The 12,266-nt window shown below is 40.5% G+C and carries 11 protein-coding genes; 6 read left to right on the forward strand and 5 right to left on the reverse strand.

The window, feature by feature from the left end; genetic code table 11:
- Nucleotide 1: 1 nt before the first annotated feature.
- From mdcA to madL, 3 genes are all read right to left on the reverse strand, one after another.
- A complete protein-coding gene (gene mdcA, locus CDG60_RS14440) occupies nucleotides 2-1,657 on the reverse strand; it encodes a malonate decarboxylase subunit alpha (RefSeq protein WP_087514368.1) in 1,656 nt (551 codons plus the stop codon).
- Between the two features lie 21 nt (nucleotides 1,658-1,678).
- Nucleotides 1,679-2,440 carry a malonate transporter subunit MadM gene (gene madM, locus CDG60_RS14445; RefSeq protein WP_087514369.1) on the reverse strand — a complete coding sequence of 254 codons (762 nt, stop codon included), beginning with the start codon at nucleotides 2,438-2,440 and terminating at the stop codon, nucleotides 1,679-1,681.
- Nucleotides 2,441-2,503: 63 nt separating this feature from the next.
- A complete protein-coding gene (gene madL / locus CDG60_RS14450; RefSeq protein WP_087514370.1) occupies nucleotides 2,504-2,905 on the reverse strand; it encodes a malonate transporter subunit MadL in 402 nt (133 codons plus the stop codon).
- A gap of 135 nt (nucleotides 2,906-3,040) precedes the next feature.
- Here madL and CDG60_RS14455 point away from each other — a divergent pair, with 135 nt between their 5' ends.
- Nucleotides 3,041-3,709 carry a GntR family transcriptional regulator gene (locus tag CDG60_RS14455; RefSeq protein WP_087514371.1) on the forward strand — a complete coding sequence of 223 codons (669 nt, stop codon included), beginning with the start codon at nucleotides 3,041-3,043 and terminating at the stop codon, nucleotides 3,707-3,709.
- Between the two features lie 261 nt (nucleotides 3,710-3,970).
- Here the strand turns inward: CDG60_RS14455 and pdxR (CDG60_RS14460) are convergent, their stop codons facing one another.
- Complete coding sequence (pdxR, locus tag CDG60_RS14460; RefSeq protein WP_087514372.1) at nucleotides 3,971-5,461, reverse strand: MocR-like pyridoxine biosynthesis transcription factor PdxR; 1,491 nt, start codon at nucleotides 5,459-5,461, stop codon at nucleotides 3,971-3,973.
- 105 nt (nucleotides 5,462-5,566) lie between these two features.
- Here pdxR (CDG60_RS14460) and CDG60_RS14465 point away from each other — a divergent pair, with 105 nt between their 5' ends.
- Both CDG60_RS14465 and CDG60_RS14470 read left to right on the forward strand, forming a co-directional pair.
- Entirely contained in the window at nucleotides 5,567-6,769 is a 1,203-nt protein-coding gene (locus CDG60_RS14465; protein ID WP_087514373.1) for a benzoate/H(+) symporter BenE family transporter, read from the forward strand.
- 189 nt (nucleotides 6,770-6,958) lie between these two features.
- Nucleotides 6,959-7,411: a GNAT family N-acetyltransferase gene (locus CDG60_RS14470; protein ID WP_087514374.1), complete on the forward strand. Its 453-nt coding sequence runs from the start codon at nucleotides 6,959-6,961 to the stop codon at nucleotides 7,409-7,411.
- A 56-nt stretch (nucleotides 7,412-7,467) separates the two neighbouring features.
- Here CDG60_RS14470 and pdxR (CDG60_RS14475) read toward each other — a convergent pair whose 3' ends face one another.
- Nucleotides 7,468-8,916: a MocR-like pyridoxine biosynthesis transcription factor PdxR gene (gene pdxR, locus CDG60_RS14475; RefSeq protein WP_087514375.1), complete on the reverse strand. Its 1,449-nt coding sequence runs from the start codon at nucleotides 8,914-8,916 to the stop codon at nucleotides 7,468-7,470.
- A gap of 105 nt (nucleotides 8,917-9,021) precedes the next feature.
- Between pdxR (CDG60_RS14475) and CDG60_RS14480 the strand changes: the two genes are divergently transcribed.
- The 3 genes from CDG60_RS14480 to CDG60_RS14490 all read left to right on the forward strand — a co-directional run bounded on the left by CDG60_RS14480 (nucleotide 9,022) and on the right by CDG60_RS14490 (nucleotide 11,894).
- Nucleotides 9,022-9,807 carry an aldolase gene (locus CDG60_RS14480; RefSeq protein WP_087514376.1) on the forward strand — a complete coding sequence of 262 codons (786 nt, stop codon included), beginning with the start codon at nucleotides 9,022-9,024 and terminating at the stop codon, nucleotides 9,805-9,807.
- A gap of 2 nt (nucleotides 9,808-9,809) precedes the next feature.
- Nucleotides 9,810-10,712 (forward strand): dihydrodipicolinate synthase family protein, encoded by a 903-nt coding sequence (locus CDG60_RS14485; protein WP_087514377.1) that lies wholly within the window; start codon nucleotides 9,810-9,812, stop codon nucleotides 10,710-10,712.
- A 49-nt stretch (nucleotides 10,713-10,761) separates the two neighbouring features.
- A protein-coding gene (locus CDG60_RS14490; protein ID WP_223155595.1) for an IS3-like element ISAba14 family transposase occupies nucleotides 10,762-11,894 on the forward strand; the annotation gives its coding sequence in 2 pieces (ribosomal slippage) (nucleotides 10,762-11,014 and nucleotides 11,014-11,894; 1,134 coding nt in all).
- The last annotated feature ends 372 nt before the right edge of the window (nucleotides 11,895-12,266 follow it).

Raw genomic sequence — 12,266 nt, forward strand, 5'->3', positions numbered from 1 at the left:
ATCACCAGTTTCTAAAGCGACTTGGGGGACTATATAAACCACCCGACCATTTAACTAAATCTTTCACCGATTTTGCTGCCAACAAATCACGACTGACCTGTGTTGGATCAATTCCTAAATCTTCTGGACGTTGAATAATGCCGCGCTTGCGTAGCTCACCCACTTTGGCCTCATCACGCTGCATCCCCACAGGGGTATAACCTGCTACACCACGGATGGCTTGTTCACGTTCTTCAGATGTGCGACATAACAGTAAGTTAGCAATACCTTCTTCCGTCACGATATGGGTTACGTCTTCGCCATAAATCATGATAGGCGGGAGCTCGCTCTCCATTTTGTCCTGCAACTGCCACGCATCTAACTCTTCAACAAAGACGGGATGCATATGTTCACGGTATGTTTCGACCAATTGCACCACCAGCTTACGGCCTTTAATGAGTTTACCATCGACTGCTTCACGGCCTGCTTTGGTATAGGCATAACTGGCATGACGGCGTCCATGCGGGTCAGAGCCCATATTCGGCGCACCACCAAAACCAGAAATACGGTCTACTGTTGCAGTTGAACTATTACCCTGTAAGTCAATTTGCAAGGTTGAACCTATAAAGAGATCACAGGCATATAAACCCGCAGTTTGGCTAAAAGCACGATTGGAACGCATGCTGCCATCACTGCCTGTAAAGAACACATCTGGACGTTCTTTAATATAGTCTTCCATCCCCACTTCAGAACCAAAGCTATGGATCGAATCGACAAATCCACTTTCAATCGCAGGAATTAAAGTCGGATGCGGATTCAAAGCCCAATTGGTACAAATCTGTCCCTTTAGTCCTAAGGATGCCCCATACGTAGGCAGCAATAATTCAATTGCCGCAGTATCAAAGCCAATACCATGGTTTAAACGTTGAATTTGATACGGCGCATAGATCCCTTTAATGACCATCATCGCCATTAAAATCTGTACTTCGGTAATTTGTGCAGGATCTCGGGTAAACAATGGTTCTATATAGTTGTACTTGGGACTTTCAATATAAAAATCGACCCAATCCGCAGGTACATCGACACGTGGTAACTTATCGACAATTTCATTAACCTGCGCAATCACGATCCCGCTTTTAAATGCGGTGGCTTCAATAATCGCGGGCGTATCTTCGGTATTCGCACCTGTATAAAGGTTACCCTCACGATCAGCCGCATGTGCCGTAATCAGACAGACATTTGGCGTCAGATCAATAAAGTAACGCCCATACAACTCCAGGTAAGTATGGATCGAACCAATACTGATTTTTTGCTGCTGAACTAATTGTGCCAGACGTAAACTTTGTGGTCCTGCAAAGGAAAAATCAACCTTAGAGGCAATGCCTTTTTCAAAGACATCAATATGACTGGGTAAAGCCAATACCGACTGTACAATATGTAAGTCATGAACCACCTCAGGATTACACTGACTTAAGCTCTTTGACAGAAAATCGGCCTGCTTTTGGTTATTACCTTCCAGACAAACGCGATCGCCACTGGAAATCACGGTTTCCAGGAGTTCAATCACCCGAGCATGCTCAACCTGTTTTGCAAAGCCTTTTTCTTTGGCAAGAGTCAGTTTTTCTTGTCTACGGGTGCGCTGCTTATCCCATAAGCGCGTCTTAACCATTTGGTTCATGGAGTCACCTTTATGCTGTGCTTAGCCGAAGATGGCATTGATTGTGAGAAAAAATACAGATGGTCCAAGTAAACAACCAAGACCGGTATAGAAGGTTGCGACCAATGCACCATAGGGCACTAAACGCACATCCGTTCCTGCTAAACCTGCTGCTGTGCCACTGGTTGTCCCCGCCATTCCACCAAAAACCATGGCAGAGCGTGGACTTTTGAGATACATAAATTTTGCAAAGATTGGCGTACCTACCATGAAGAACACTGACTTAATTAAGCCAATTGCAATCGATAATGCGATTACTTCTGAGCTTGCACCTATGGCTGAACCAGTCACAGGTCCAACGATATAAGTCATCGCACCTGCCCCAATCGTGGTCATCGAAACGGGATCTTTATAACCCATCAACCAGGACACCGTTGCACCAATCACAAATGGAATCACGCAGCCAAGTCCGAGCGCGATCAAACCCACCTTTCCTGCTTTTTTCACTTCCTTGACATCGACTTCAAACGCCGTTGATGCAATGGCTAAGTCACGAATCATGGCGCCACCAAGTAAAGCAAAGCCTGAAAAAATGGCGATATCTGAAATGCCCTTTTCTCCTTGAGTATAAATCCCAGCAAAATAAGCTAAAACTAAGCCCATAGTGATGGCGATGGCTGAGCTTTGTAACTTCCCTTTGGTGAGGTATTTCGACAAAAGATGCGATACATACATCATCAGACCAGTCACTGCGAGCGCCGCGACGAGGGCATTTTTGGTAAAAACCGTAATTATTTCTTCCATTGCGTTTCTTCCTTGTAACCTTATAACTGATTGTTATTTCGTGTTAGGACAACACCCTTGTCCTTAAGCGGCTTTTTCAGTCGGCTCTACAGCCCATTCATAGCTTTCGTAGTCACCACTGGATTTATTCAACCAACGAATCACCAGGACGGTGCCAATCAAAGACGCAATTGAAACAATCAGACCCAACATCCCGCCAGACATAGCAGCAACTACGTTCTGACCTGCCGACATGGCAACAACAATCGGGATATACATACCTGACCAGTACAACACACCAAATTGAGTCACTTGAGGTAAATGCCCGCGTTTAGCTAACAGCTCCTTCGATAGAATTAATAAAATCATGGCTATAGCCACGCCACCTACATTGGCTTGGACACCAAGGGCTATCCCGAGGACATTGCCCAGATAAACACCAAGTAAATGGCAGACCGCCAATATAGCTGTTCCGTAAATAATCATTGCTGAATCCTCCCTGGATCATGCAGTGCTTCTAATAATCTGACTTATAATTTGCTATAGTTATAGCTTATCTGTATCCAGTGTACAATGATTTGTACTCAAATAAACATAAATTGTATACAATTTTGGTGATGTATGACTTCAATAGCAGAACTTCCTCTTTCTATTCAAATCAGTAAAAAGCTGGAGGATGATATTATTTATGGCTTTTTCCTGCCCGGGACCAAGCTGGATGAACAAGAGCTTTGCGAACGCTATGGTGCTTCACGCACCCCAATTCGTGAGGCACTAAAGTTATTGGCCGCTGAAGGTTTAGTTGAAATTCGCCCACGTCGTGGTGCAATTATTCCAACCATTAACTCATTTACCCTTTGTGAAATGTTCGAGGTTATGGCTGAATTAGAAGCCATGTGTGGGCGATTGGCAGCACGGCGCATTCAACCAGAAGAAAAACAGGAATTACAGCGCTTACATCATTTATGTCAGGACTATTTAAATCAGAATGACTCAGAAAATTATTATGAAGCTAACCGTTTATTTCACTTTGCCATTTATCAAGCCAGTCATAATTCCTTTTTAATTGAACAGGCATGTGCTCTGCACAAGCGCCTACATCCTTATCGACGCTTACAGTTACGTGTAAATCACCGCATGAATCATTCTTTTTCAGAACATAGCGAGATTCTGGATGCCATCTTTTCAGGTAATGAACAAGAGGCTGAGGCCTTGCTTAAAGCACATGTGGTGATTCAGGGTGAAAAATTTACAGACTTTATGGCAACTTTAGATCATTTAAAAATTTAAAGACCTACATATCTGCTCTTTGCAGAAGATTGAAGCATTTGAGACAGCTTTAAAGTGGGACTGTCTTACGTTTAGGATACTGAGAGCAGTCCACATTTTGAGTACATCCAACCAGGTAAATCTGAACTTTTGGGTATTTCTACAACAAAGTCCATTTCACCTAAATTATTAGATTTTGCAATTTCAGCTATAAGCCGGTCCAGTAAAGTTTTAGCCAGATCATTAAATGTGGATTTTAAAATAAGGTCTGGATTTTTCCCATTAAGAAGGGCTGGAACCAGACAGAGATTGCGCAAGTTTTTTAATATTTGCTTGAATTTCATCAGGAGTATGTGCTGCATAACCAAACAGTACGGCTGGCCTTTGTGATGCGGTTTGACAATATCTTGATAAAGGCTGTACAGCTAAACCCACTTTTTCACATTCAATAAGAAATTCTTTTTCAGCCCAACCGTTCTTAAGCCAACATACCAAATGAATTCCTGAATCGGTAGGCTGTACACTTAGTACATCTAAAAGATAAGTTTCAATTGCTGCAATTAAAGCCTGTTGACGTTCGTAGCAGGATTTACGTACTTTACGCACATGACGTGCATAATGACCATCTTTAATAAATGCAGCCAGCGCTACCTGTTCCAGATAGGAACTGCGGGTGTCGGTATAATATTTTGCCAGACTAAAAACCTCAATTAAGGCTTCAGGAACGACCATAAACCCAAGTCGAAATTCAGGAAACATCATCTTAGAAAATGTGCCTGCATAAATCACACGATGCTGTCCATCTAAACCCTGTAATGCTTGTATTGGATGTGTTCCATAACGAAATTCACTATTGTAATCGTCTTCAAATATCCATTTTTGATGTTGGGAAGCCCAATCCAATAAAGTAAATCGACGTGCAAGACTCAGAGTGTCACCAAGTGGAAATTGATGCGAGGGAGCTGTATAAATGAGTTTGCTTTCAGCATGGTTATGAATGATTTCGTCAACTCTCATACCCTCCTCATCACTAGTAACAGGATTTACTATGGCTCCAAAACTACGGAATATATTTAAGGCTGCGTCATAACCAGGCTCATCTAAACACACCTGGTCATCTGGCTGTAACAGTGCATATGCAGCCAAATGAATCGCCTGTTGTGTTCCATTCACAATCAGAATTTGTTCTTCCTTACAGTTTAATCCTCTTGTTGATTTAACATAATGACAAATTGCCTGACGTAAAGGCAAATAGCCTCGCGGATCATGAAACTGGCCTAATTGATAATAAGATTGCCGCCATGCACGCCCTAATAATTTACCCCAGCGTTCATGTGGAAATATATCTACACAGCCTACACCGACATGAAATATTTTCTTTTCCTGACTTGATAATGTCTGCTTATTCGAATGAAGCAACAAATTGGTGAAATGCGGATTAATGTTGATGCTTTGCACAGGCTGTGATTTTATCTGGGTTATATCATTTTGAATTTGAATTAATTGGTCTGGTATGACAGCTGCAACATAAGTTCCTGAACTTGGCTTAGTGACTAAATAACCTTCATCGAGCAAGCGTTCTAATCCCGCCAATACAGAATTACGGGAAATGGACATCATCTCTGCCAAATTACGACTTGAGGGCAGCTTTGTTCCTCCAGATAGACGGCCTTCTAAAATGGCATCTCGTAAAACACAATATAAACCATCTTTTATGGGTTGCCCTTTAGGCAAAATTAAATGTGGAAAATAAGCAGAAGATAACGTTGTCATAGTTAACTGGTACTTCTAAAAACACCCAAACTGTATCTTATGACAATACCATGATTAAAAATACACTCAACGCTTTCATGGTTAAAGTTTTCAGAGGTTGGGGTTATGTCGGTTCGACTCACAGTTTTTCACCGTTATTCCAAGGATTTACTCCCTCCTATATTGGCTGGATTAATTTCGGTAATTGTCAATTATGGGAGTACATTCATTTTAATCTTCCAGGCAGCACACATAGCAGGACTTAGCCCTGAGCTTACAGCTTCATGGGTATGGTCTATTTCTATTGGTGTTGGTATTACTGGAATATTATTAAGTTGGTACACCCGAGAACCCATCATTACAGCATGGTCTACTCCTGCGGCAGCATTTCTCGTGACTGCTCTTGCGACCATTCCTTATGCTGAAGCGATTGGTGCATATTTACTTTCTGCCTTAGCCTTCATAATTTTAGGAGTTACCGGTTATTTTGAAAAACTGATTCGCCTAATTCCAGTAAGCATTGCATCAGGTTTGTTGGCAGGGATTTTATTACAATTTGGTATTACAGCATTTACCAACACGATAATCGACCCACTTCTGACCCTATCATTATTTCTGATTTATCTGGTTGTTAAACATTTTTCTGCACGATACGCCATCGTCAGTGTTTTAGTTTTTGGTTTTATTTTTTTAGTCTTTCAGACTCGAATTGATTTTTCAGGATTTGAATTAAAATTAGCCTCACCGATTCTTACTGCTCCTGATTTTTCCATCAATTCTACATTAAGTATTGCCGTACCTTTATTTTTAATCACGTTAACAGGGCAATATATGCCTGGTTTACTGGTCTTAAAAAATGATGGATTTACAACCAATGCCAAACCCATTCTTATTGTCACAGGTTTGGGCTCTTTCATCATGGCACCCTTTGGCGCTCACGCATTTAATCTTGCAGCAATTACCGCTGCAATCTGTACAGGTAAGGAATCTCATGAAGATCCTTCTAAACGCTGGATAGCAGGAATTGCCGCAGGGATATTTTATATTTTGGTTGGGATTTTTGGCGTCACACTTGCTGCAATATTTACAGCGTTTCCAATAACTTTTATTAGTACATTGGCAGGTCTTGCCTTGTTAGGTACCATTACTGGAAGTCTAACCACTGCTATGAGCGATGGGGAAAACCGTGAAGCAGCTTTAATCACCTTTCTTGCCAGTGCCGCCAATATTACAATATTTGGTATTGGTGGAGCATTTTGGGGATTGGTTTTAGGCTTAATCGCTTATTTTGTCTTGAATGGAAAATTTAAACGATTTATTTCCGGATAATTTTATAAAAAGCGGTGAATGATTAGAACTCTCCAATATTCTATTAAAAGTATTTTTTCACTGCGACTTGTATAAAAATCTTAAACCGGTACTGTTAAAAATACAAAAACTGTATCTTAAAACAGTACCATATCAAGATTATGCTTTACCCATCTATTTTTAAACACCAAAAATGATGGGATCATCACTATGCAAAAGCAAAATATTCAAGTAACACCAGCACAGTATCAGGACTACCAACAATGGTTGCCGTATTGGCTTGCCTATCAGGAGTTTTACAAAGTTAATTTATCGAAGGAAGTCACAGAAACCTCATGGCACCGCTTTTTTGATGACGCTGAACCTGTGTACTGTGCTGTTGCCAAAGAAGGCGACAAAGTTTTAGGCTTTGTCCATTATGTGATTCACCGCTCAACCTGGGCAGTAGCAAACTATTGTTATTTAGAGGACTTATATGTATCGCCTGAAGCACGTGGACAACACATCGGGAAACATTTAATAGAATATGTCCAAAAGCAAGCGCGTACTCAGAAATGTGATCGTTTATATTGGCATACCCAAGAGACAAATCTAACTGCCCAGAAACTGTATGACTGGATCGCTGAAAAACCAGGAGTTATTGAGTATCGTATGCCGTTATAATCAGGTCATATATCAAAGCCAAAGTCCACAAGATTCCGGCTTTGATATTTTTCAACTTAAAATTCATTCATGAAAATTTGATGTAATGTTTGAATAGTCTTGGTTATTTCAGTTTCATTCAGTGCAGCAAAGCCAAAACGTATGTGAAAATATTCTAAGTCGGTATTTTCTGCATGAGAACCAAAGCAATATTCAGAATCAATCTGTAAGTGCCTTAAAGCTTCAGTATAGTGAGCTTGATAAGCCAGATTAAACCGTACCCATAATGCCATTCCCCCTGCAGGTGCAGTAATCTCAACATTGTCCTGAAAAAATTGCTGAAAAGTCATCACGGCAAAATCTCGACGGTTTTGATAAATTTTACGCATCTTCCGTGTATGCCGTTTGATTTCACCTTGTTGCATCAACTCTGCAATCGCTAGTTCTGTAATAGCATTACCCTGCTTATCAATAAGTAAAATATCCTGTTTCATTGCCTGGATAATTTCCAAATCAGCAACCACATAGCCGACCCTTAAACTTGGTGCAAATACTTTGGACAATGAACCAATATGAATCACTTTTTCAGCCGCAGGTAAACTGATCAGAGGAGGGACTGGACGGCTGTCATAATGAAATTCGTGATCATAATCATCTTCAATAATATAAAAATCAAAAGTTTTAGATAGTTCCAAAAGCTTTAGTCGCCGATCCATCGACATGGTAACTGTAGTTGGATATTGATGATGTGGCGTAGTGTATACTGCTGCAACTGAATAATTTTTTAGTATTTTTTCTAAGTGTTCGGTATCTAAACCATGTTGATCCAATCCAACCCGCACAATTTGAAAATGGTTAGATAAGTAAGTTTCCACTGCTGGTGGATAAGACCACTGCTCCACGACAATGACCTGACCTTGTACTTGCGGCTTAGCAAGCACTCGAGCTGCAAGGAATATTCCCATCTGGCTTCCGCGAACCACACAAATATGCTGAATTGTGGTCTGAATAAATCGCTCCATTGACAGCATATTTAATAAGGCTTGGCGTAATTCCAGTGCCCCTTGCGGGTCACCATACCCCATAATCTGCTGCCTCGTCACCTTAATCAAGGCATGACGATAAGCACGCGAAAATAACTCATATGGAATCAACCGAGTATCGGGAATTCCATCATTTTTAATCGCCACTTCCTGGGGAGCAGATAATTCAGTGGAAGGTTCGACTGAAGTCATCAGGGTTAATGTTGAGTCAAGTTTGAGATCGGGCAAGTGTTCAGAAATAAACGTCCCTTGTCTTGGCTTTGAGACTAACCAACCCTGAGCTTCTAAATCTTCATAAACAGATTGTACTGTTTTCCGATTGATCCCCAACTCATCCGCCAAGGTCCGCGAACCTTGCAAACGCGTTCCCTGCTTTAATCGCCCAGACAAAATTTCCTGAATAATCTGGTTGGTCAGTTTAAGAAAAATGGTTTTTTCTTTACGTTCAGCAAGATGTAGTCGCATTTCCCACGATTGTTGCATGACTATCTGGACCATATAAGATTTAAAATCTGGATATTTTCAACCATCCACAGGTCTCTTATTCTGCCTATGTCCAAATGACAAATCAACCAAATAGGAGGTCTCATGGAAACTGCATTACTTGATAAGCAGCAATTGATGCTCAGCGCTCAACAAAGCATGCAACAACATTTTCAAGATGAAGACTATACTGATCAACAAAAACTGGCCTTAACCTGCCGTATCTTATTTGATCATGGTCATGATGCTGGGCTTGCGGGGCAAATCACAAGCCGTACACATAAGGGTAATACATTTATCACTCAACGTTTTGGTTTAGGCTTTGATGAAATTACTGCTGCTAACTTATTAGAAGTAGATCAAGACCTGAAACCTTTGAATGGTGAAGGCATGGCAAACCCAGCCAATCGTTTCCATACCTGGATTTATAAAGAACACCCAGAAGTAAATTGTATTATTCACACCCATCCAACTCATGTCGCTGCGTTGTCTATGCTTCGCGTGCCACTCACTATCTCACATATGGATACCTGTGCTTTGTATGAAGATTGCTCTTTCGTTGGCAACTGGCCTGGTGTTCCTGTTGGTAATGAAGAAGGAATCTTAATTTCTGCGGCGCTGGGTGAAAATCGTGCTGTTCTGTTATCTCATCATGGACAATTAGTTACGGGTAGAACCATCGAGGAAGCTTGTAATTTAGCCATTTTGATTGAACGTGCGGCACGCTTACAACTTTTGGCAATGGCTGCAGGTCAAATACAGCAGATTCCACATGAACTCGCTAAAGAAGCGCATGATTGGGTGTCTACAGATAAACGTAACAAAATCAATTTCGCTTATTACGCCCGTAAAGCTTTAAAAAATCACTCTGATTGCATTAAAGGAGAATAACCATGAAATTAGAAGGCATTATTGCTTACCCAATTACTCCTTTTAAAGCAGAGACTCAGGAAGTCGATTTTGATGCGTTGACGATTACGCTAAATGCTCTGCTTGAACATCAATGTGATGCCATTGCACCACTTGGCAGTGCTGGAGAAAGTGCTTATTTATCCTGGCAGGAATGGCAACAAGTCGCTCAAAAAAGTATTGAAGTGGTAAATCATCGTGTACCTGTCATTCTGGGAATTTCTGAACTCACAACTTCGATGGCAATTCAAAAAGCTCAAAAGGCTGAAGAGTTAGGTGCAGATGTAATTATGGTCATTCCTGTCTCTTACTGGAAACTGACGGATCAGGAAGTTTATGAGTATTACCAGCAAATTGCAGCAGCGACTAAACTCCCTATTATGGTTTATAACAACCCGGCAACAAGTGGTTTGGATATGTCACCTGAGCTAATTGTCAAAATGTTTGAAGGAATTGAAAACATTTGCATGGTCAAAGACAGTACAGGAGATATTCAACGTATGCATAAATTCCATGAACTCACACAGGGGAAATTACCATTTTATAATGGCTGTAACCCTTTGGCACTTGAGGCATTTTGTGCTGGTGCAAGTGGCTGGTGTACCGTTGCCCCAAACCTGTTGGGTAAACTGCCAAACTTACTCTACCAAGCAATAAAAGATGGTGATTTAGCTCAGGCACAAAATCTTTTTTATAAGCAACTTCCTTTATTGCGTTTCATCGTTCAAGGTGGTTTACCGAAAACAGTGAAAGCTGGCCTGAATGAACTTGGGTTCAATGTCGGCGCCCCTAGAAAACCTTTACAAAATGCTAGCCTAGCAGAGACTAATCAACTAATGGGTTTTATCAGAGATGGATCCGTAAATTTGAACAACTCCTATAAGTGATATTCTGCTCCTCAAATGATGTTATAAACATCAATATATGGAGTATTTTATGGCACGTAGACCAAGAAGAAATCATTCAAATGATTTTAAAGCTAAGGTAGCACTTGCTGCGATTAAAGCAGAAAAAACACTTGCTGAATTGAGTGCTGAGTTTGATGTTCATCAAAACCAAATTATTGACTGGAAAAATCAATTGATCTCAGCTTCCTCGCAAGCTTTCGATCAATCAAAAGCTCCAACAGAACCACCCATCGATCTAAAAAAACTACATGCAAAAATCGGTGAGCAGGCATTAGAAATTGATTTTTTAGAAGGTGTGTTGAAGAAACTGGGCCGCTTCAACCACAAAAGTTAATCGACGACTCACTTCAGATTTCAGTATCTAAGCAAGCTAAGCTGCTGAAAGTCTCCCGTGGTTGTTATTACTATCGCCCAAAACCTGTGAGTGCATCAGATCTGAAGCTGATGCGATGTATTGATGAATTACATATGCAATATCCTTTTGCAGGCAGTCGTATGATGCGTGATTTGTTGAATCGTCAAGGACATCATATAGGACGACGTCATACACGTACTTTAATGAAGAAAATGGGTATTCAGGCGTTATATTGCAAACCAAATTTAAGCCAGGCTAATCAAGCTCACCGTAAATATCCATATCTGCTCAAAGGGTTGGCTATTCAGCGCAGTAATCAAGTGTGGTCTACGGATATAACGTATATCCCTATGGCAAAAGGCTTTGTTTATTTATGTGCTGTGATTGATTGGCATAGCCGCAAGGTACTTGCGCATAGGGTATCGATTAGTATGGAGGTGGATTTTTGTATTTCGGCTTTAAATGAAGCGATTGAAAAATATGGTCGACCTGAAATATTTAATACAGACCAAGGCAGCCAGTTTACCAGTGATGCATTTATTGATGTATTGAAATCAAATGGCATTCAAATCAGTATGGATGGTAAAGGTCGATGGGTAGATAATGTGATGGTTGAACGATTATGGCGGAGCGTTAAATATGAAGAGGTGTATCTCAAAGCTTATAGCAGTGTCACAGATGCGAAAAAGCAATTAAGTGCATATTTTGAGTTTTATAATTTGAAACGACCTCATTCGAGTCTAGACAAAATGACACCAAATGAGTTTTACTATGATCAGCTACCCCAACAAAACAAGGTGGCTTAACTAGAGCGGAATATCACTTATAAATACGCTTTTAGTTGTTCAAACAAGTGGGACCACCTCTTATCAGGCAAGCAACTCAAATTTAACTTTATAGGTTTCTTAGTGCTGTATTTGACTCTTTAAAGTTAAGTTTTGGTGGACTTTTTTCGCCTTATCTAAACACTGAAGATCGAATCGTAGAATGCAAATTCATATTATTTTGATCTTCATCTAAATTAAAAAATGGATATTAGAGTAATATCCATTTTTTAATTTAATTTAAGCAATTAAGGCTTTTCACCTTGTACTAAGCTTTTCTCAATAACGTTCAAGACACGTCAGTTTATGTATATCTTTAAATGAAGATATATCCAACTGATTAGCACATCCTAC

The organism is Acinetobacter chinensis, assembly GCF_002165375.2.
In the GTDB taxonomy this organism is placed as follows: Bacteria; Pseudomonadota; Gammaproteobacteria; order Pseudomonadales; family Moraxellaceae; genus Acinetobacter; species Acinetobacter chinensis.

Excerpts from the sequence above, each read along its gene's own strand:
- pdxR (WP_087514372.1), bottom strand. The coding sequence starts at position 5,461 with ATGACAACGTTATCTTCTGCTTATTTTCCACATTTAATTTTGCCTAAA.
- CDG60_RS14485 (WP_087514377.1), top strand. The coding sequence starts at position 9,810 with ATGAAATTAGAAGGCATTATTGCTTACCCAATTACTCCTTTTAAAGCA.
- CDG60_RS14455 (WP_087514371.1), top strand. The coding sequence starts at position 3,041 with ATGACTTCAATAGCAGAACTTCCTCTTTCTATTCAAATCAGTAAAAAG.
- madM (WP_087514369.1), bottom strand. The coding sequence starts at position 2,440 with ATGGAAGAAATAATTACGGTTTTTACCAAAAATGCCCTCGTCGCGGCG.
- pdxR (WP_087514375.1), bottom strand. The coding sequence starts at position 8,916 with ATGCAACAATCGTGGGAAATGCGACTACATCTTGCTGAACGTAAAGAA.
- CDG60_RS14465 (WP_087514373.1), top strand. The coding sequence starts at position 5,567 with ATGTCGGTTCGACTCACAGTTTTTCACCGTTATTCCAAGGATTTACTC.
- CDG60_RS14470 (WP_087514374.1), top strand. The coding sequence starts at position 6,959 with ATGCAAAAGCAAAATATTCAAGTAACACCAGCACAGTATCAGGACTAC.
- CDG60_RS14480 (WP_087514376.1), top strand. The coding sequence starts at position 9,022 with ATGGAAACTGCATTACTTGATAAGCAGCAATTGATGCTCAGCGCTCAA.
- madL (WP_087514370.1), bottom strand. The coding sequence starts at position 2,905 with ATGATTATTTACGGAACAGCTATATTGGCGGTCTGCCATTTACTTGGT.
- mdcA (WP_087514368.1), bottom strand. The coding sequence starts at position 1,657 with ATGAACCAAATGGTTAAGACGCGCTTATGGGATAAGCAGCGCACCCGT.